Origin of the sequence: Kitasatospora sp. NPDC101176 (assembly GCF_044768035.1) — a bacterium.
Taxonomy (GTDB): Bacteria; Actinomycetota; Actinomycetes; order Streptomycetales; family Streptomycetaceae; genus Kitasatospora.
The window spans coordinates 149,181-169,313 of record NZ_JBIWPA010000007.1; the positions used below are offsets into that span (position 1 = coordinate 149,181).

At 73.9% G+C, this 20,133-nt stretch carries 11 protein-coding genes; 3 read left to right on the forward strand and 8 right to left on the reverse strand.

Annotation, left to right across the window (positions count from 1 at the left end; genetic code table 11):
• Nucleotides 1-115: 115 nt before the first annotated feature.
• The 5 genes from ACIRS1_RS13710 to sbnA form a co-directional block, all read right to left on the reverse strand.
• Nucleotides 116-6,652, reverse strand: a complete 6,537-nt coding sequence (locus ACIRS1_RS13710; protein ID WP_402839136.1) for an amino acid adenylation domain-containing protein — start codon at nt 6,650-6,652, stop codon at nt 116-118.
• A gap of 156 nt (nt 6,653-6,808) precedes the next feature.
• Nucleotides 6,809-7,615: an AzlC family ABC transporter permease gene (locus ACIRS1_RS13715; protein ID WP_360210230.1), complete on the reverse strand. Its 807-nt coding sequence runs from the start codon at nt 7,613-7,615 to the stop codon at nt 6,809-6,811.
• 37 nt (nt 7,616-7,652) lie between these two features.
• Nucleotides 7,653-7,970, reverse strand: a complete 318-nt coding sequence (locus tag ACIRS1_RS13720) for an AzlD domain-containing protein (protein ID WP_360210228.1) — start codon at nt 7,968-7,970, stop codon at nt 7,653-7,655.
• Nucleotides 7,971-7,985: 15 nt separating this feature from the next.
• Nucleotides 7,986-11,102, reverse strand: coding sequence for an amino acid adenylation domain-containing protein (locus ACIRS1_RS13725; protein ID WP_402839138.1), 3,117 nt, complete (start codon nt 11,100-11,102; stop codon nt 7,986-7,988).
• Nucleotides 11,103-11,123: 21 nt separating this feature from the next.
• Nucleotides 11,124-12,146, reverse strand: coding sequence for a 2,3-diaminopropionate biosynthesis protein SbnA (gene sbnA, locus ACIRS1_RS13730; protein ID WP_402839140.1), 1,023 nt, complete (start codon nt 12,144-12,146; stop codon nt 11,124-11,126).
• A gap of 460 nt (nt 12,147-12,606) precedes the next feature.
• Here sbnA and ACIRS1_RS13735 point away from each other — a divergent pair, with 460 nt between their 5' ends.
• On the forward strand, nt 12,607-13,182 hold the full coding sequence (locus tag ACIRS1_RS13735; protein WP_402839142.1) for a GNAT family N-acetyltransferase: 576 nt from the start codon (nt 12,607-12,609) through the stop codon (nt 13,180-13,182).
• Between the two features lie 49 nt (nt 13,183-13,231).
• Here the strand turns inward: ACIRS1_RS13735 and ACIRS1_RS13740 are convergent, their stop codons facing one another.
• The gene (locus ACIRS1_RS13740) at nt 13,232-14,143 is read right to left on the reverse strand and encodes a LysR family transcriptional regulator (protein WP_360210220.1); all 912 of its coding nucleotides are present in this window, start codon (nt 14,141-14,143) and stop codon (nt 13,232-13,234) included.
• A 220-nt stretch (nt 14,144-14,363) separates the two neighbouring features.
• Between ACIRS1_RS13740 and ACIRS1_RS13745 the strand changes: the two genes are divergently transcribed.
• Nucleotides 14,364-15,755, forward strand: coding sequence for a hypothetical protein (locus ACIRS1_RS13745; protein WP_402839145.1), 1,392 nt, complete (start codon nt 14,364-14,366; stop codon nt 15,753-15,755).
• A 205-nt stretch (nt 15,756-15,960) separates the two neighbouring features.
• On the forward strand, nt 15,961-17,517 hold the full coding sequence (locus tag ACIRS1_RS13750; protein WP_402839147.1) for a TolB family protein: 1,557 nt from the start codon (nt 15,961-15,963) through the stop codon (nt 17,515-17,517).
• Between the two features lie 233 nt (nt 17,518-17,750).
• Here ACIRS1_RS13750 and ACIRS1_RS13755 read toward each other — a convergent pair whose 3' ends face one another.
• Together ACIRS1_RS13755 and tdh are read right to left on the reverse strand one after the other, a co-directional pair.
• Complete coding sequence (locus ACIRS1_RS13755) at nt 17,751-18,944, reverse strand: glycine C-acetyltransferase (RefSeq protein ID WP_360219418.1); 1,194 nt, start codon at nt 18,942-18,944, stop codon at nt 17,751-17,753.
• Nucleotides 18,945-18,974: 30 nt separating this feature from the next.
• A complete protein-coding gene (gene tdh, locus ACIRS1_RS13760) occupies nt 18,975-20,003 on the reverse strand; it encodes an L-threonine 3-dehydrogenase (RefSeq protein ID WP_360219421.1) in 1,029 nt (342 codons plus the stop codon).
• Nucleotides 20,004-20,133: the final 130 nt, after the last annotated feature.

Genomic DNA, 20,133 nt, shown 5'->3' on the forward strand with positions numbered 1-20,133 from the left:
GGGGGGGGGGGGGCGGGGGGGCGGGGGGGGGCCCGCCCGGGGGGGGGGGGGGGGGGGGGGGGGGGGGGGGGGGGGGGGGCGGCCCGGGGGGGCCGGGGGCCCCCCACCGCGGGGATCAGCCGGAGTGCGAGGGGGAGCCGAGGTCGTCGAGGACGACCCCGGCCAGCAGCTCCGGCCGGGTGGTGTTGAGGTAGTGCCCGCCGTCGGGGCTGACGACCGTGCGGCTCGCCGGGACGAACAGCTCCCAGTTGGCCAGGGCCGTCGCGTGGTCCGCCATCAGCAGGTCGTCCTCGGCGAACACCACGGTGGCCGGGCACTGCAGGGCGGCCCGCCCGGTGTCGCCGAGCGCGAGGTGGAAGCCGTGCGTGGCCTCGACCGTGTCGTATCGGAACGCCCGTGCCAGGTCGGCACGTTCGGCCGCGGACAGCGCGTGGACCTCCTCCAGGCCGGTGTTGTCGGCCATCCAGTCCATGATCTGCTGCTCGTTCATGTGCACCACCTCGTTGGCGGCGTGGTCGGCCGGGTCCACCGACCGGAGCAGCTTGGCCACGATCATCAGGCGGCGCACGTCCCGGCCCCGCCGCTCGAGCGTGCGGACCAGGTGCAGGCCCAGCGAGGAGCCGGCGCAGTGGCCGAGCACCAGCACCGGACGGTCGCCGGCCTCCCGCACCACCTCGTCGGCGAGCTGCTCGGCGAGCACGTCCACCGCGACCATCGGGCGGTCGTCGGCCAGGGTGCGGCCCGGGAGCTCGGCCCCCAGGACCCGGACGGTCGCGCCGGCGTCGGCGAGCTGCCGGGCCAGCGGGACGTAACTGACCGCGCCGCCGCCCGCGAAGGGGATGCAGACCAGGACGGCCTCGGCCGTCTCCAGCCGTGCGCCGGAGGAGGCGGTGAGGTCGACCAGCAGGTCGCGGCGGGCGCCGTCGCGCTCGCCGAAGGCCGCGGCGATCAGCCGGGCCGTGGGCCGCACCAGCAGGTCGCGCAGGGCGATCCGGCCCTGCGAGGTCGCCGCGACCTTCATCGCGGCGATCGAGTGCCCGCCGATCTCGAAGAAGTTGTCGGTGACGCCGACCTCGACCGGCGGCACCCCGAGCACCGAGGCGAACAGGTCACGGACGAACTCCTCGTCCGCGGTGGCCGGCGGCTCCCGGTGGGTGTCGGCGTCCAGGCCGATCGGCCGGGCCGCCAGCACCTTGCGGTCGATCTTGCCGTTGGAGTTGAGCGGGAAGGCCTCCAGCCGGACCAGGATCTCCGGGTGCATGTAGTCCGGGATCAGCTCGGCGAGCCGGCGCTTGAACTCGGTGCGGTCCGGCTCGGCGGCGCCGGTGTAGAAGGTCACCAGCCGCTTCTCGCCGGCCACGTCGCGCGCCAGCGTCACCGCGGTCTCCACCCCGGGCAGCCGGTCCAGCGCACCGTCCACCTCCGACAGCTCGATCCGGTAGCCGCGGATCTTGACCTGGCCGTCCCGGCGGCCGGCGCAGTCGAGCAGGCCGTCGGGCAGCCAGCGGCCGATGTCGCCGGTGCGGTAGAGCAGTTCGGAGCGGTCGTCGAGGGTGTTCGGCGCGAAGGCGGCTGCGGTCCGCTCGGCGTCGTTGATGTAGCCGAGGCCCACGCCGGCGCCGGTCACGCAGATCTCGCCGTAGCTGCCGATCGGGCGCGGCCGCCCGTCGGAACCGACCACGTGGAGGCTGGTGTTGATGATCGGGCGGCCGATCGACACCCGGCTGACGTCCTGGCCCTCCGTCATGAAGAAGTGCGTGACGTCGTCGGAGCACTCGGTGGGCCCGTAGGCGTTGACCGCCGGGATGTCGTAGGTCGCGAACCAGCGCCGGGTCAGCGCCGGCGGCAGCGCCTCGCCGTTGATGATGTTGTAGCGCAGCTCGGGCAGCGGGCGCGGCCGCTGCTCGACCTCGGTGAGCAGCGCGTCGGTGTAGGAGGGCACCGTCTCCAGGATGGTGATGCCGTCGTCGACCAGCGCGGTGAGGAACGCCGGCAGGTCCACCACGGTGTCGTGGTCGTAGATGACGGTCCGTCCGCCGGCCAGCCAGGCCACCAGCAGCTGCCAGACCGAGATGTCGAAGCACTGGGTGCTGATCTGGGCGACGGCGTCGGCGTCGGTCAGCTTCAGGTCGACGACCTTGGAGAGCAGGTGGTTGAGCATCCCCGAGTGGCGCACGGTGGCGCCCTTCGGCTCGCCGGTGGACCCGGAGGTGAAGATGATGTACGCGGTGTCCGCCGGCGCGGGGCGCGCGGGCGGCTCGACCTGCGCGGCGTCGGCCGCGCCCGGGTCGTCGAGGACCAGGACGGACAGTCCGGGGACCCGCTCGCGCAGCGCGCCGCCGACCGGCTCCGCGTCCGCCGCCTCGGCCACCAGGTGGCGGCAGTCGCTGCGGCGCAGCACGGAGGCGATCCGGTCCACCGGGAAGGCCCGGTCCTGCGGCAGGTAGACGGCGCCGATCTTCAGCAGGGCGAGCATGGTGAGCGCCCAGCGGACGCCGCGCGGCAGCACGGTGGTGACCACGTCGCCGGGGGTGACGCCGGCCGCCAGCAGCTGCGCCGCGTAGCGGTCGGAGGCCCGGTCGAGGGCCGCGTAGGAGAGCCGCTCGTCGCCGTGGACCAGCGCGACGGCCTCTGGCGTGCGGCGCACCTGCTCGGCGAGGAGGTCCAGGAAGGTGCCCTCCGGCAGCGGGTGCGCGGGGCCGGCGGACATCGCCTGGAGCGCGGCCCGCTCCCGCTCGCCGATCAGCGTGCCCGCGGACCGGTCGGCCGACGGGTCCTCGGCCAGCGCCTGCAGGGCCCGCAGGTAGTAGCCGCCGACCCGCTCGGTCTGCGCCTCGGAGTAGACGTTGCGGTGGAAGTGCAGGCTGAGCATCACCTCGTCGCTGACGGCGTCCTGCGAGAACTCGGCCCGCAGCGGGAACTCGCTCTGCACGTTGACGATCGAACGGACCAGCTCGAAGCCGTCCCGCTCGGCCAGGCTCTTCAGCACGTGGAAGTGGGTGAAGTTGAAGACCGTCTCGAACAGGGTGTCCCGGCTGCCGACGGCCCGCTTGATCTCCGCCATCGGGAAGCGCCGGTGCGGCAGCAGCTGCGCCTCCGCGGCGTACACCGCGCGGACCGTGTCCTCCCAGCTGCGGCCCAGGTCGCGGACCCGGAACGGCAGGGAGTTGAGGAAGAGCCCGGCGATGTCCTGGCCGCCCTCGACCTCCGGGCGGCCGGAGTGCTCGTAGCCGGTGACGACGTCCGTGGTGTCGGCGACGAAGCCGAGCACGGCGACGTGGGCGGCCAGCAGGACGGCCTTGACCGGCACCTGGAGCTTGCGGGCGGTCGCGAGGATGCCCGCCGACAGGCCGGCGGGGAAGAGCACGTCGTGGATGCCGACGCCGGCGAACTCCGGGTCGGGGTCGGTGTCGGGGACGACCCGGGTGCTCTCCGCGCCGTCCATGACGTCGAGCCAGAAGGCGCGCTGCGAGGCGGAGGCGACGGCGGCGCGCTCCAGCTCCACGTACTGCCGGTGGGACATGGCGAGCCCGGCGCCGCCGTGCGGTTCCTCGCCGTCCAGGACGGAGAAGTAGGCGGAGAACACGTCGCGGTGGATCGTGTTGACGCTCCAGCCGTCCAGGGCCGCGTCGTGGTAGCTCAGCGAGTACTGGTACTCGTCGTCGGCGAGCAGGTGCAGGTAGACCCGGACGAGGTCGGTGCTGCCGTACCGGAAGCCGCCGCGCAGCTCCAGCTCGGCGAACTGGCGCAGGTCCTCCTCCTGCTCCTGCGGCGACCGGCCGCGCAGGTCGAACACCCGCAGCGGGGAGGGCGCGCTCCCGTGCACCAGCTGGAGCGGCTCGCTGAAGCCCTTGAGGTGGAAGGAGGTGCGCAGCAGGGCGTGCCGGCGCACGACCGAGTCGACCGCCCGCTCGAACAGTTCCGGGTCGACGGTGCCGTGGATGCGGTAGCTGAGGATGTCGTGGTACATGCCCTCGGTGCCGCCGCGCAGGGCCTCGTAGATGAGGCCGATCTGCAGCTGGGACATCGGGTAGGCGTCGACGAGGCCGGTCGGCAGCTGCGCCCGGTCCTCCTCGCCGATCAGGGCGAACGGCTCGGTGGAGACCTCGGCCGCCGGTGCGGCCGGGCCCTGCTCGCGTTCGGCGAGGTACCCGGCGAGCCCGGCGATGGTCGGGTGGCCGAACAGCTCCTGGAAGCTGAAGTCGAGGCCGGCGGCGCGGGCGCGGGCCAGCACGGTGATGAACTTGATCGAGTCGCCGCCGAGCGAGAAGAAGTTGTCGTCCGCGCCGATCGGCTCGACGCCGAGCACCGCGGCCCAGATCGCGGCCAGCTGCTCCTCGACGGGGCCGCTCGGGGCCCGGTGGGCGGCGGTGGCCGCCGGGGCCTCCTGGAGCGGCAGCGGCAGGCCCGACACGTCGCGCTTGCCGTTGTGGTTGGTCGGGATGGCGGGGACCTCGACGTAGTGCTGCGGGACCATGTAGGAGGGCAGTTCGCCCTCCAGGGCCGCGCGCAGGGCGGTCTCCCGGTAGCCCTCGCCGGCGACCAGGTAGGCGACCAGCATGCTGTCGCCGGACTCGCCGGGCCGGGCCACGACGGCGCACTGGCGCACGCCGGCGACCTGCTGCGCGACGTGCTCGATCTCGCCGAGCTCGATCCGGTAGCCGCGGATCTTGACCTGGGTGTCCAGTCGGCCCAGGTACTCGACGGTGCCGTCCGGCAGCCAGCGCGCCAGGTCGCCGGTGCGGTAGCGGCGTTCGCCGTCCTCGCCGGTGACGAAGCGCTCCGCGGTCAGCTCCGGCGCGTGCAGGTAGCCGCGGGCCAGGCCGGTGCCGGCGATGCAGAGCTCGCCCGGGGTGCCGATCGGGGCGAGCGCGCCGGAGCGGGTCCGCACGCTGAGCCGGATGTTGCTGATGGGCCGGCCGATCGGCACCGACCGGGTGACGTCCACCCCGGTGCACGGCTGGTGGGTGACGTCGACGGCGGCCTCGGTCGGGCCGTACAGGTTGACCAGCTCGCGGGCGTCGCCGAGGAGCTCCCCGAACAGCCGCACCTGGTCGACGGCGAGGGCCTCGCCGCTGGCGAAGACCCGGCGGATCGAGCCGAGCCGCTCGCGCTCGCCGGTGGCCTCGACGAAGCCGAGGAAGGCGTGCAGCATCGACGGCACGAAGTGCAGCGTGGTGGCGCGGCTCTGCTCGATCCGGGCGATGATCCGCTCCGGGTCGCGCTCGTCACCGTTCGGCAGGGTGGCGACGGCGGCGCCGGCGATCGACCACCAGAAGATCTCCCAGACGGACACGTCGAAGGTGAACGGCGTCTTGTGCAGGATCACGTCGTCGGCGCCGAGCGGGTAGGCGCTCTGCATCCACCAGAGCCGGTTGACGATGGCCCGGTGCTCGATCATCACGCCCTTGGGGCGGCCGGTGGAGCCGGAGGTGTAGATGACGTACGCGAGGTCGTCGGGGCCGGTGACGGGCTCCAGGTCGCCGGCGGGCTGGGCGGCGACGGCCGGGTCGTCGAGCAGCAGCACCCGGTGGCCGTCGGCGACGGCGGCGGTGCCGGCGGTGGCCACCACCAGGCGGGCGCGGCTGTGGTCGAGCAGGTACTCGATCCGGTTGCGCGGCAGGGTCGGGTCGATCGGCAGGTAGGCGCCGCCGGCCTTGAGCACGCCGTAGATGGCCACCAGCAGGTCGGCGGAGCGGGGCACGCAGACGGCGACCGGCTCGCCGGGGGTGACGCCGGCCTCGCGCAGGGTGCGGGCCAGCCGGTTCGCGGCGGCGTTCAGCTCGCCGTAGGTGGTGCCGTCGTCGACGACGGCGACCCGGTCCGGCTCGGCTGCGGCCCGCTCCTCCAGGAAGCCGTGCAGCAGGCGCTCCTGCGGGAAGGGCGCCGCCGTGTCGTTGAAGGCGCCGGTGAGCAGGGCCGCCTCCTCGTCGTCGGGGCCGAGCAGCGGGGCGAGGGCCGCCGCCGGGTCCGCGACCAGGGTGTCCAGCAGCCGGGCGAGGGTGGTCGTCAGCCGCTCTGCGGTGGCGGCGGTGAACAGGCCGGCGTCGTACTCCAGTTCGATCCTGGTGTCGTCGTCGCCCGCGAGGTGCAGGTCGAACAGGAGGGGGCACCCGGCGGCCCGGGCGTCCTCGGCGCTCAGCGCGCCGTCCACGGAGAGCATCAGGTCGCCGGGCCGGACGCCGAGCCGGTCGAGCAGGGCGCGGACCGGCACGTCCAGGTGGGCCGAGACCTCCAGGCAGGCGGCCCGGACGGCGGTCAGCAGCTCGCGGCCGGACTCCTGCCCGGTGAGCTCGACGGTGACCGGGACGGCCCGGTCGGTGCCGCGCGGCGCGGGGACGAAGAGGGTGACGGCGGCCAGGTCGGCGGCGCGCGCCGCCAGCAGGGCGAGCGCCGTCGCGCCGACGACGGTGGTCAGGAAGGAGTCGCCGTTGGAGATCCGGCGGACGGCCGGGGCGGTCCCCGCGGCCAGCGCCGCGCTGACCCGGGCGGCGGGCTCCTGCTGGCGGACGTGGTCGCGGGTGACCACCGTGGGCTCGGCCCAGTAGGGCTTGCGGGTGTCCCAGAACTGCGCCTGCGCCGGATGGGCGTTGAGGGCTTGCTGGAGCTGGAGCGTGCTGATCGTCGAGGTTCCGCTAGCGGTTTGAGACATGGCGAGGCCACCCCCGGTGCGTGTGAGTCGGATCGTGGACGGACCGATCGGCCGGCGGCCGCCCCCTGGGCGGACCGGCGGGTCCGGTGTGTGCGTGTGGACGGCGGCCGGGGTGGGCCCGGCCGCCGTGGGCCTGCCTGGGAGGCGTGGGCCTGCCTAGGAGGCGGTGTCGGCCGGGGCCTCGGCCGGGTCGGGCGCGGCGCGCCGCTCCGGGACCGCCGCGGCGGCCTCCCCCTCCGCCGGCACGGGCGTGGCGGCCACGCGTTCGCGGCTCTCCAGGAACGCGGCCAGCGCGGTGCCCGCCAGCGTGCCCACGAACAGGCCGCTCTGGTAGGGCAGGTGGTGCAGCAGCAGGGCCCCCACGCCGGCGACCAGGCCGACGGCCAGGGCGCGCCGCGAGGTGAAGGTGGAGACGACCAGTCCGATGTAGGTGGCGTAGACGGCGAAGTCGAGCCCCCACTCGCCCAGCCCCGACAGGCTGGCCCCGAAGACCCAGCCGCAGAGCGTGCTGAGCGCCCAGGCGGCGTAGATCACGGCCGAACCGCTCAGGACGTACCAGCGCCGGTTGTCCTCCTCGGGCGCCGGCTCGCCGAAGCGCTTGGCGGCCAGCGCGTACACGGCGTCGGTCATCCCCCAGGCGATCCCGAACCGCCACCAGAAGCCCATCGGCCGGACGTACGGCGCCAGCGCGGCCGAGTAGAAGACGTGCCGCAGGTTGATGAGCAGCACGGTCACCACGGTCAGCGGCCAGGCCGCCCCGGCGGTGATCATGCCGAGGCTGACGATCTGGGCGGAGCCCGCGTTGATCAGCAGACTCATCAGCATGGCCTTGCCGAGCCCGAGGCCGCGCTCCTGGGCGAGCGCGCCGAACAGCAGCCCGAACGGCACCGCGCCGAGCACGACCGGGACGACCGACAGGACACCCTGCGCGGCCTCCGCGCCACGGCTGTGTCGGGGCAACATCAATCCAACCTCTTTCCTGGGCAGGGGCGGGCGGCGCTCAGAGCGCGAACTTGGTGAGCACGTATCCGGCCATGGCGACCAGGAACACGAGGAAGAAGGCGTCCCGCTTGACGGCACCCATCGCGAAGCCGCACACGGCCCCGCCCACGTACGGCGCGAGGGTCCGCAGGTCGCCGCCGCCGTCACCGGGCAGCAGCACCGAGGGCACGATGATCGCCATCAGCACCGCGGGCATGACGTACGGCAGGGTGCTGCGGATCCGCGCGGGCAGGTGCTCCGGCCCGATCGGCCCGAACAGCGCGTAGCGGACCGCGAAGGTCACCGCCCCGCACAGGATGATCGTCAGTGTGGTCATCGGTCCCGTCCCAGGTCAGAAGGAGAAGTCGGCGGCCTCGACGGGCCCGCCGGGCTCGTCCTCGGGCTCCGGCAGGACCCTGCCCCCCGGAGCGCGGTCCAGCTCGTGCAGGGTCTCGACGACGCGGTCCAGCAGGAAGTCCGCGGAGGCCCGCTCGAACAGCGCGGTCGAGTACTCCAGCTCCAGCGCGTACCCGGACGGCTTCCGGAAGGCCTGCAGGTTGAGGTCGAACCGGCAGGTGCCCGCGTGCGGGAGCGTCAGGGTGATCCGCCGGCCGTCCTTGCGGAAGCTGTGGAAGTCGATGTCCTGCAGGGCGAAGAAGGCGTCGAACAGCGCGTTGCGGCTCAGGTCCCGGGGCACGTCGAGCCGCTGGACCAGCGAGGCGAACGGGTACTCCTGGTGGTCGAGGGCGTCGCGGTGCTCCGCGCCGAGCGCCACCAGCAGCTCCCCGAGGTCCGCCTCCGGCCGCAGCCGGGCCCGCAGCACCACGGTGTTGACGAACATCCCCACCACGGCCTCGAGGTCGGGGTGCGGGCGGCCGCCCATCGGGCTGCCGACGGTGACGTCCGACTGGCCGCAGAGCCGGGCCAGCGTCGCCGTCCAGGCGGTCAGCAGCACCACGAAGGGGGTCGAGCCCTCCCGGTCCGCGATCACCCGGACCAGCTCGGCGTCCGCCGGGGACAGCTCGCGGACCGCGACGTCGCCGGCCGTGCCCCGCAGGGCCGGCCGCGGCCGGTCGGTGGGCAGGGCGAGGGCGGGCGCGGGCTCGGCGAACTTCGCCAGCCAGTACCGCTCGGAGCGCTCCTGCTCCGCACCCGTCAGCCGGCCGTCCGCCCACTCGGCGGCGGCCGCGTAGCCGACCGGCGCCGTCCGGGGCTCCTGACCCGCGTAGTACTCGAACAGCTCGTCGACGAAGACGCGCAGCGAGATGCCGTCGAAGACGATGTGGTGGAAGTCCAGGTGCAGGACGTCCCCGCCGGGCCCCCGGCGGACCAGCACGGCGCGCATCAGCGGCGCCGCCGCCAGGTCGAACGGGGCGAGGGCGAGCGGGCGCCCGTCCCGCGGTCCGTCGTCGGCCTCCAGCACCCGCAGCTCGACGGACGCCACCCGGTCGACCACCCGGCGCACCTCGCCGTCCGCGGTGACGAAGCGCGTCCGCAGCGCGTCGTGCCGGGCGGTCATCGCCGCGAGGGCCGCGCGCAGCCGCTCCGGGTCGAGGGGGCCGCTCACCTCCAGACGCACCGGGATGTTGTAGACCAGGCTGTTCGGGTCCATCTGCCAGAGCGCGAACAGCGCCCGCTGCTGCGGGTGCAGGACACCGCTGCCGGTGGGCTCCGGGACGGGTGCCAGCGGGGCGGTCGGCGCGGTCTCGACGGCCTTGGCCATCGCGCCGAGGGTGCGCGCCGCGAAGAGCTCGCCGAACCCGAGGGCGGCGCCGGCGTCGCGGGCGAGCCGGCCGATCAGCACCCCGGCGGTGATGGAGCTGCCGCCGAGCAGGAAGAAGTCGTCGTCCAGCCCCAGGCCCTCGGCGTCCACGTGCAGGACGTCGGCCCACAGGGCGGCCAGCCGCAGCTCCGCCGGGGTGGCCGGCGCCCCGCCGGCGCCGCGGCGCGGGGCGGGCTCGGGCAGCCGGGCCCGGTCCACCTTGCCGTTGGCGTTCAGCGGCAGCCGGTCCACCGGGACCAGCACGTCGGGGCACATGTAGGCGGGCAGCCGGCGCCGGAGCTCCGCCAGGACGTCCTCGACGGTCAGGCCCGCTCCGAGCACCGCGTGGGTGACCAGCTGCTTGACGCCGCCGGGCCCGCCGCGCGCGTGGGTGTGGCTGTCGACCGTGCCGGGGATCTCCAGCAGGGCGTTGTCGATCTCGCCGAGCTCGATCCGGTGACCGCGGATCTTCACCTGGTTGTCGGCCCGGCCGTGGAAGGCGAGCAGCCCGTCCGCGTCGCTGCTGACCAGGTCGCCCGTCCGGTAGTGGCGCACGCCGTCGACCAGGACGAACTTCTCGGCCGTCAGGGCCGGGTTGTTCAGGTAGCCGCGGGCCAGGCCCGCCCCGCTGGTGTACAGCTCGCCGATCCCGCCGACCGGGACGGGCCGCTGCTCGGCGTCGAGCACCGCGACGGAGGTGCCGCGGATCGGCCGGCCGATCGGGACGGCGGACTCGTGGCGCCGCTCGATCGGGAAGATCGTGGTGAAGGTGGTGTTCTCGGTCGGGCCGTAGCCGTTGAGCACCCGCAGGCCGGGGCAGGCCTCGCGGACGGTGTTGACGTGCCGGCAGGACAGCACGTCCCCACCGACGATGAGGGTGCGCAGCCCCGCGAAGAGGCTGACGTCCTCGTCGGCCAGCTGGTTGAACAGCGGCGAGGTCAGCCAGAGCACGGTGACGTCGGCGGTGTGCAGCGCCCGCTTCAGCAGGGCCGGGGTGAGCAGCGTCTCCTGGTCGACGAGGTGCAGGGTGGCGCCGTTGAGCAGCGCCCCCCAGATCTCGAAGGTCGCGGCGTCGAACTCCAGGGCGCCGGTCTGCAGGAAGCGCTCGTCGGCCGAGAAGTCGAAGTAGTCGGCGTCCCGGACGAGTCGGACCACGCCCGCGTGCTCGACCATCACGCCCTTGGGGCGGCCGGTGCTGCCGGAGGTGTACATCACGTACGCCAGCGGCGAGGCGGGGGCCTCGTCGGCCGGCCCCGCGGCCAGGGCCGGGCGCGGCGGCAGGTGCGGCTCCGCGGCGAGCAGGGCACCGAGTTCGAGCAGCTCGACGCCGGCCGGCACGGCGTCGGCGACGGCGTCCTTCAGTCCGCTTCCGCACAGCACCAGCGGCGAGCGCGAGTCGTCCAGGATGCCGGCGATGCGTTCGGCCGGGTAGGCGGGGCTGACCGGCAGGTAGGCGGCGCCGGCGAGCACCGTACCGAGGATGGCGACGACGGCCTCGGCGGAGCGGTGGAACGCCAGCGTGACGAGCGTTTCGTCGCGCGCGCCGAGCGCGGTGAGCCGCTCGGCGACGGCGGCGGCGCGCTCGTGCAGCTGACGGTAGGTCAGGCGCTCGTCCCCGTGCACCAGGGCGAGGGCGTCCGGCGTGCGCCGGGCCTGGGCCGCGAAGAGGTCGTCGAGCCGGGCGGTGGTGGGCTGGGTGTGGGACATGGTCGCTTCCTGATCAGCTTCTTATCCGCGGGCGAGCTCGACGGCCGGGGTGATCGGCTCCTCGAACGGGTCGAACCGGCCGATGTCGCCGAAGTGCTCCCGGACCCAGTGGTCACTGTAGACGGTGTCGAGATAACGCTCCCCGAAATCCGGGGAAATCGCCACGGCACAGGCCCCGGGGCGCTCCTCGCGCAATCTCCGGAAAGCCCCGGAAACCACCGTGCCGGTCGATCCGCCGAAAAGGAATCCACGCCCGGCGAGATATCTGCACGTACGAATGGTGTCGATTTCCTCGACCAGCACGACCTCGTCGACCACGCTTTCGTCGACGATGTCCGGGCGGTGGCTGGACCCGAGCCCGGGAATGAGCCGCCGGCCGGACGGGCCGCCGAAGGTGATGGATCCGACGGCGTCCACGGCCACCACCTTGGCCGGGTGGCCGATCTCCTTCAGGAATCGCCCGCAGCCGGTCAGCGTGCCGGTCGTCCCGGCGCCGACGAAGAGGAATTCGAGATCGGGGAAGCTCCGGACGATCGACGGCGCGGTGGCCTGGTAGTGGGCCCGCCAGTTGCCCTCGTTGGCGTACTGGTTCAGCCAGAGCAGCGACGGGTCGGCCGCGCACGCCTCCTTGACGTGGCGGATCCGGCTCCCGAGGAACCCGCCGTTCTCGTCGGGCTCCGAGATGACCACCACCTCGGCGCCCAGGGACTCCATGAGGAGGATGTTCCGCTCGTTGCAGCGCACGTCCGTGACGCACACGAACCGGTAGCCGCTGTGCGCGGCGATCGACGCCAGGGCGATCCCGAGGCTCCCCGACGACGACTCGATGATCGTCGACCCCGGGTGGAGGCGCCCCGCCTCCTCGGCCGCCCGCACCATTCCGGCGGCGGCCTTGACCTTGACGGATCCGGCGAAGTTGAAGCCCTCGCACTTCAGCGAGAGGGCCTGCCCGAGCATCGGAGAGAGGTCGACGAAGACCTGGTCGAAGACGACGTCGTGCGGCGCCCCGACCCTGATCGTTTCACTAGGCCCATGCGAAGCCATGCGGCTAATTCCTCCCCAAAATCGGCCGCCGCGACATCCGTGGACGGTGGTCCCGTGATGGGTCGCAGAATGTGTTTCCTGTTGGAATACCGGCGCAACGCCTGAACGCATCCTTCCGCATGTGATGACGGTTGATCAAGGTGAGCTTTGTCCGGTTTGCACCGTACATGCCGACTGATCCGTACATGCAAACTGTCGCGACTCGCGTAGAGTGACGGGCATCACAGCTGAATTTGAGATGGCCGGCGGGCGGCTCAACGAATTGTTGACCAAATCCCCGACCAGGCGTTTCACGACGCACCGAATCGATTCGGACAGAGTGCCACGGAAAACCGGCCGACCGGAATTTAGAACTCCGGGATCCACTCCGCCCCCAGCCACGCGGCACGCCACGCCCCGGCACACCGCCCACGCGCGGACCCGGCCGGCGGGCGGGGCCCGCGCCGTTAGGCTGCCGGGCATGACCCGGAACACGACGCCTGCGGCGACCTCGGCGGACCTCGTCATCCTCGACACCGCGGAGGTGGCCGAACGGGCCGGGGCGGACGGCGAGTTCGCGGCCGGAGCGCACCGGATCCTGGCGGAGCTGGTGGCGGCGGGCGCCGCGCTGGGGTGGCTGGAGCCGCCGTCGGCGGCGGAGGTCGCGGACCTGGTCGAGGAGGTGCTGACCCGCTCCCGGGCCGGGGACGGCGCCCTGCGGGCGGCCTACCTGGGCGGGCGGCCGGCCGGATTCGGCTACTGGCTGCGCCACCGGCGCCCGACCCACCGCCCGCACGCGGACCTGGAGAAGCTCGCGGTCTCCTCCGCCGCCCAGGGGCGCGGCATCGGGCGGGCGCTCACCGCGGCGCTGATCGCGGACGCACGGGTGGCCGGCATCGAGGTGCTCACCCTGGACGCCCGCGGCGACAACGCCGACGCCCTGCGCCTCTACGCCTCCCTCGGCTTCACCGAGTACGGGCGGCTGCCGGACTACGTCGCCGTCGGCGAACGCCGCTACGACAAGGTGTTCGCCATGCTGGACCTGCGCCGGAGTTGACCGCCCGCCAGGCGGCGCCGCCCCTCGCCCCGCCCCGGGCGGGGCGCCGTCAGGCCTCCGCCACCGCGGCCTCGGCGAGCGCGTCCAGCACCGGCCGGATCAGCGGGTGCCCGTCGGCCCCGGCCCGGACGGCCGCGAACACCCGGCGGGTGGCGAGCTCGCTGTCCACCCGCCGGACGGCGACCTGCCCGAGCTCGACGCCTCGCAGCGCCGAGCTCGGCACCAGGGCGACCCCGGCACCGGCCGAGGCGAGGGCGACCACGGCCCGGAAGTCGTCGGAGGAGTGCACCAGGCGCGGCTGGAACCCGGCGTGCTCGCAGGCCAGCAGCACCACGTCGTGGCACGGGTTGCCCGGGTAGGGCCCGATCCACGGTTCGTCGGCGAGGGCGGCGACGGCGAGCGCGCCCTCCTCGGCCGCCAGCGGGTGGCCGAGCGGCAGCACCGCCTCGAACGGCTCGGCGTACAGCGGGACGCGGGTGAGTCGGGCGTCGTCGGCCCGCGGGGCGCCCCGGTACTCGACGGCCACGGCGAGGTCGGCCCGGCCGTCCAGGACCATCGGCAGGCTGGCGTCGCCCTCCGCGTCCAGCACCTTGAGCCGGACGCCGGGCGCCCGCCCGGCCAGCAGGCCGATCGCCGGGGCGAGGACGAGCGCGATGCCGGTGGCGAAGGAGGCCACGGTGACCTCTCCGGAGACGCCCGCGCTGTAGGCGGCGAGGTCGGCCTCGGCGCGCTCCAGCTGGGCGAGCACCACGTCGGCGTGGCCGAGCAGGATCTCCCCGGCAGCGGTCAGCCGCACCCCTCGGCCCTCGCGGGCGAGCAGGTGGTGGCCGGTCTCCTGTTCCAGGGCGGCCAGCTGCTGGGAGACCGCGGACGGGGTCAGGTAGAGGGCGGCCGCCGCGGCGGTCACGGTGCGGTGGTCCGCCACGGCCCGCAGGGTCCGCAGCCGTCTTGCGTCGATCACAGGCCAATTCTGCCAGCGTGCGGGGGCCGTCCGGGCGGGTGCGGGCGCGGGCGGCGGCCCGGGTGGTGCCCGGACGCCACCGGCGGTACGACCCCTGGCGTATTTCCGGACGAGATCCCTTCGCCCGGTTGACCGCTCCGGCCGGGCGGCGATTGGCTCGTTCCCGAGCCGGGCCCGGGGGATCCGGCGGCCCGGCGCCGTCATCAGGGGAGGATGATCCATGACCACCGCACGTTCCCGCCGCCGGCTGGCGCGCACCGCCTGCGTCCTGGTCACGGCCGCCGTCGCGGCCGGCGCCGCGCTGCCCGCGGCCCAGGCCCGCCCGCCCAAGGGCGACACCGCCCGGGTGAGCGAGGGCCCGAAGGGCGAGCAGCTGAACGGCGACTCGTACCCGCTCGGGGTGACCGCGGACGGCCGCACGGTGCTGTTCCGCTCCACGGCGACCGGCCTCGCCCCCAGCCACGCCGACGGCAGCGAGGGCCTCTACGTCAAGGACCTCCGCAACGGCCACGTCGCCGAGGTCGGCCTGGCCGGCGACGGGTCCCGGCTGAACGCTGACGTCTACGACGCCACGATCAGCGCCGACGGCCACTACGTCGCGTTCAGCACCGCCGCCACCAACGTGCTGCCCGGGCAGCAGAAGCACGCCTACGACGTCTTCGTCCGCGACCTGTGGACCGGGCGCACCGAGCTGGTCTCCGCCGGTACCGGCGCGACGACCGACGACCAGAGCATCCGGATGGCCGTCAACCCGAGCCTGAGCTGGGACGGCCGCTACGTCGCCTTCGCCTCCGACCGCACCGACCTCGGGGGGAACGTCCGGCGCGGCCGGCAGAACGTGTACGTCACCGACCGCTGGACCGGCACCACCCGGCTGGTCACGGTGGGCGCCGACGGCTCGCCGGCCGACCAGAACTCCTTCGAACCGACCCTGAGCGCGGACGGCCGCACCGTCGGCTTCACCTCGCGGGCGAGCAACCTGCGCCCGCCCGAGGAGACCCCCGCCGACCCTGCTCCGGCCGACCCCGCCCCGGGCGCCGGACCCCGGCTGGCGGTGCCCCGGTTCTACCCGTTCTACGTCTGGAACGCCGGCACCGGAAGGATCAGCGGCGCCAGCTACGACGAGACCGGGGCGTTCCGGGCCACCGGCCAGGACGGCCGGATCAGCCCCGACGGCCGCTTCGCGGTCTACAGCGTCCCGCAGCCAGGCGGGCGGCCCGGCTCGCACGGGATCCACCTGGTCGTCTACGCCCGCGAGCTGGCGACCGGCAAGGTCACCCAGGTCAGCACCCCGCTGCCCGGCACCAGCACCGACCTGTCCTCCTACGAGGGCGTCATGACCCTGGACAGCCGCTGGGTGTACTTCACCTCCGACGTCGAGACGCTCGTGCCCGACGACACCAACCAGCAGTCGGACGTCTTCCGCCGCGACCTGTGGACCGGCCGCACCGAGCGGGTGAGCCTCACCCGGGACGGCGCGCAGAGCACCGCCTCGTCGTTCACCCCGTACGTGGACGCGCTGGGCGACACCGTGGTCTTCGACGCCACCGACGGCGACCTCGTCCCGGGCGACACCAACAACGTCACGGACATCTTCCGGCGCCTCCTCTGATTGCCCGGCCGACCCGCCCCGCCCCGCCCCGCCCCGCCCCGGCCCGGTCCCCGGCCCGACTCCCCGGCGGAATACGTTTGTTGACGTATTTTCCGCCGGGATCACCGATAGCCGTTGACCACCCGCGCCTCCCGGCGATTGGCTCTCCCCGAGCCCGCCGCCGGGAGGGAGCCCGGCCGGGCGATCGAAGGGGAGGACCGACCACATGGCACGCAGCACCCGTACCACCCGCAACCGGTGGCTGGCCGGCGGCGGAAGCGTCCTGGCGGCCGTCGCCGTGCTCGCCGCGACCGCCGCCCCCGCCCAGGCCGCCCCGGCGCCGCGCGGCACCGTCCAGGTCAGTGTCGGCGTGAACGGCACCGCGCCCGACGACCAGTCGTGGGGCCAGGGCGTCAGCGCCGACGGCCACTACGCCCTGTTCACCTCCTGGGCCAAGAACCTGGTGTCCCAGCCGGCCAAGAGCGGGCGGGACGCCTACGTCCGGGACCTTCGCACCGGCCGCACCGAGCGGGTCAACCTGGCCGACGACGGCTCGGCGCTGGACGGCTTCACCGACTACGTCGCGATCAACGCCGACGGCCGCTACGTCGCCTTCGCGAGCGACGCCCAGAACGTCCTGCCCGGCATGCAGCTGCAGGGCCGCTCCGAGGTGTACGTCCGCGACCGCAGGACCGGCCGCACCGAGCTGGTCAGCGGCGGGCTCACCAGCACCGACGGCGACAGGTTCCACGCCTCGTACGCGCCGTCGATCAGCGCGAACGGCCGCTACGTGGCCTTCGTGTCCAGCCGGACCGACCTCGTGCCCGAGCCCGGGGGCGGCGACCCCTCGCTCGCCCGGCCGTACACCTGGGACTACAACGTCTACGTCACCGACCGCTGGACGGGGCGGACCCGCCTGGTCACCCTCGGCACGGACGGCAAGCCGGGCGACGGCATGTCCCTCAACCCGACGATCAGCGCGGACGGCCGCACCGTCGGCTTCACCTCGTTCGCTGGCAACCTGCTGCCGGCCGGGCAGACCCCGGCCCTCGCCGCCCCGGCCGCCGCGAGCGCCGCGGCCGGCGGCGCCGCCGACGTCGAGCCGGCCCCGGGCACCGCCCCCGCCCTGCCCCGCGGCGCCCGCGAGGGCGTGGCGCGGCCGAACCTCGCCCGGCCGACGACCGGCGCCTACTACACCTACGACGTGGCCTCCGGCCGGATCTCCGCCGCCAGCCTCGACCAGGACGGCAAGCTCGGCTTCGCGAGCTTCGACGCGACGATCAGCCCGGACGGGCGGCGCGCGGTCTACGCCCTCCCCGAGCCCGGCGGGTCGACCAACGGCCACCGGTACCACCTCGTGCTGTACGTCCGGGACCTCAGGACGGGCACCGTGACGAAGGTCAGCGGCGGGCTGCCCGGCACCAGCTCGGTCGGCACCTCCGACCACGGCCGGATCACCGCCGACAACCGCTGGGTGTACTTCTCCTCCGCCGCCGACAACCTGGTGGCCGGCCCGCAGCACGCGGGGTGGGACGTGTACCGCCACGACCTGCGCACCGGCCGCACCGAGCGGGTCTCCACCGCCCCGGACGGCTCCCTGGGCAACGGCTCCTCGGTCGACCCCTTCGTGGACGCCGACGGGGACACCGTGGTCTTCGGCTCGACCAGCGGGAACCTGACCGCCGGCGCGGGCGGCCCGGTGAGCACCGGCTACCAGGTCTTCGCCCGCACCGCCGGGCAGCACGGCGACGGCGACGACCAGGGCCAGGACGAGGACGACTGACCGGCCCCGCCCCGCGGCGGCGCCCTCCGCGCGGACCGCGCCGGAAGGACGGCCCCGGGGAACGGCTCCCGGGGAACCGCGACGGGGGCGGGACGTCGGCCGGGCCGGCGTCCCGCCCCCGCGGCGGGAGGGTGGGGCAGGTGGTTCGTGGTGGTGGGCCCGCGGGCCGGTCCGGTTCCGAGCGGACCGGCCCGCGGGCGTCCGTGCGGGCCCCTGCCGGGCCCGGTGGGGCGTTACTCGCCCAGTGCGGCGCGCGCGTCCACGAAGGCGGCGACGGCGCGCTCGACGTCCTCGGTGGAGTGCGCGGCGGACAGCTGCACCCGGATCCGGGCCTGGCCGTGCGGGACGACCGGGTAGGAGAACCCGATCACGTACACCCCGCGCTCCAGGAGCAGTTCGGCGAGCCGGCCGGCGCGGGCCGCGTCGCCGATCATCACCGGGGCGATCGGGTGGTCGCCCGGAAGGATCTCGAAGCCGGCCTCGGTCATCTTCGAGCGGAACAGCGCGGTGTTGGCCGCCAGCCGCTCGCGCAGCTCGTTGGAGTTCTCGACCAGGTCGAGCACCTTCAGCGAGGCCGCCGCGATCACCGGGGCGAGCGAGTTGGAGAACAGGTACGGGCGGGAGCGCTGGCGCAGCAGGGCGACGATCTCCCTGCGGGCGGCCACGTAGCCGCCGGAGGCGCCGCCGAGCGCCTTGCCGAGGGTGCCGGTGATGATGTCCACGCGGTCCATCACGCCGTGCAGTTCGGGGGTGCCGCGGCCGCCCGCGCCGACGAAGCCGACGGCGTGCGAGTCGTCGACCATGACCATCGCGTCGTAGCGGTCGGCGAGGTCGCAGATCTCCTGCAGCGGGGCGACGTAGCCGTCCATCGAGAAGACGCCGTCGGTGACGATCAGGCGGCGGCGGGCGTCCTGGCTGTCCTGGAGCTGCTTCTCCAGGTCGGCCATGTCGCGGTTGGCGTAGCGGTGGCGGCGGGCCTTGCTGAGGCGGATGCCGTCGATGATGCTGGCGTGGTTGAGCGCGTCGGAGATGACGGCGTCGCGGTCGTCGAGCAGGGTCTCGAAGACGCCGCCGTTGGCGTCGAAGCAGGAGGAGTACAGGATGGTGTCCTCCTGGCCGAGGAAGGCCGACAGGCGGTCCTCGAGCTCCTTGTGGACGTCCTGGGTGCCGCAGATGAAGCGCACCGAGGCCATGCCGTAGCCCCAGCGGTCCAGCGCGTCCTTGGCCGCGGCCAGCACCTCGGGGTGGTCGGCCAGGCCGAGGTAGTTGTTGGCGCAGAAGTTCAGCACCTCGCCGGGGCGGCCGCCGCCGGTGACGGTGACCGCGGCGCTCTGCGGGGTGCCGATGACGCGCTCGGGCTTGAACAGGCCCGCCTCGCGGATCTCGTCGATGGTGGTGGCGATGTCGGCGCGCACGTTGTCGAACACTGCGGACTCCTCACAAGTCGGCGGGGTGGCTCAGGCGGTCCAGTCGAGGATGATCTTGCCGCAGTTGCCACTGGCGGCGTCGTCGAACGCGGCCTCGAAGTCGGTGGCGGCGTACCGGCCGGTGATCACCGGGCTGAGGTCCAGGCCGCCCTCCAGCAGCACCGACATCGCGTACCAGGTCTCGAACATCTCGCGGCCGTAGATGCCCTTGATGGTGATCATCGAGGTGACGATCGAGGCCCAGTCGACCGGGAACTGCTCGGCGGGCAGGCCCAGCATGGCGATCTTGCCGCCGTGCGTCATGTTGGCGATCATCGACTGCATCGCCTCGGGGCGGCCGGACATCTCCAGACCGACGTCGAAGCCCTCGCGCAGGCCGAGCTTCTGCTGGCCCTCCTCGATGGTGTGCTCCGCGACGTTCAGCGCCAGCGTGACGCCGACCTCGCGGGCCAGGTCCAGGCGGTACGGGGAGACGTCGGTGATCATCACGTTGCGGGCGCCGGCGTGCTTGGCGACGGCGGCGGCCATGATGCCGATCGGACCGGCGCCGGTCACCAGCACGTCCTCGCCGACCAGCGGAAAGGACAGCGCGGTGTGCACGGCGTTGCCGAAGGGGTCGAAGATCGCGGCGACGTCCAGGTCGACCGGCACCCGGTGCACCCAGACGTTGGACGCGGGCAGCGCCACGTACTCGGCGAAGGCGCCGTCGCGGTTGACGCCCAGACCGACCGTGTTGCGGCACAGGTGGCGGCGGCCGGCCAGGCAGTTGCGGCACTTGCCGCAGACCAGGTGGCCCTCGCCGCTGACCAGGTCGCCGACCGAGATGTCCGCGACGCCGGCGCCGAGCTCGGCGACCTCGCCGACGAACTCGTGGCCGAGGACGAGCGGGGTCCTGATGGTCTGCTGCGCCCAGCCGTCCCACTTGCGGATGTGCAGGTCGGTGCCGCAGATGCCGGTCCGCAGCACCTTGATCAGCACCTCGCCGGGACCGATCTCGGGCTTCGGGACGTCCACCAGCCAGAGGCCGGGCTCGGCCTGCTGCTTGACGAGTGCCTTCACGGGCGACGGCTCCTGACGTGCGAGTGGACGGCCTTCGGGGTGGGCAGGCCGGAGGGCGCCGGTGCGGCCGTCCTCGCGGACGTCCTCCGGGCAGGCAGCAATCTGCCTGGTGGGAGGGGGTGCGGTCCAT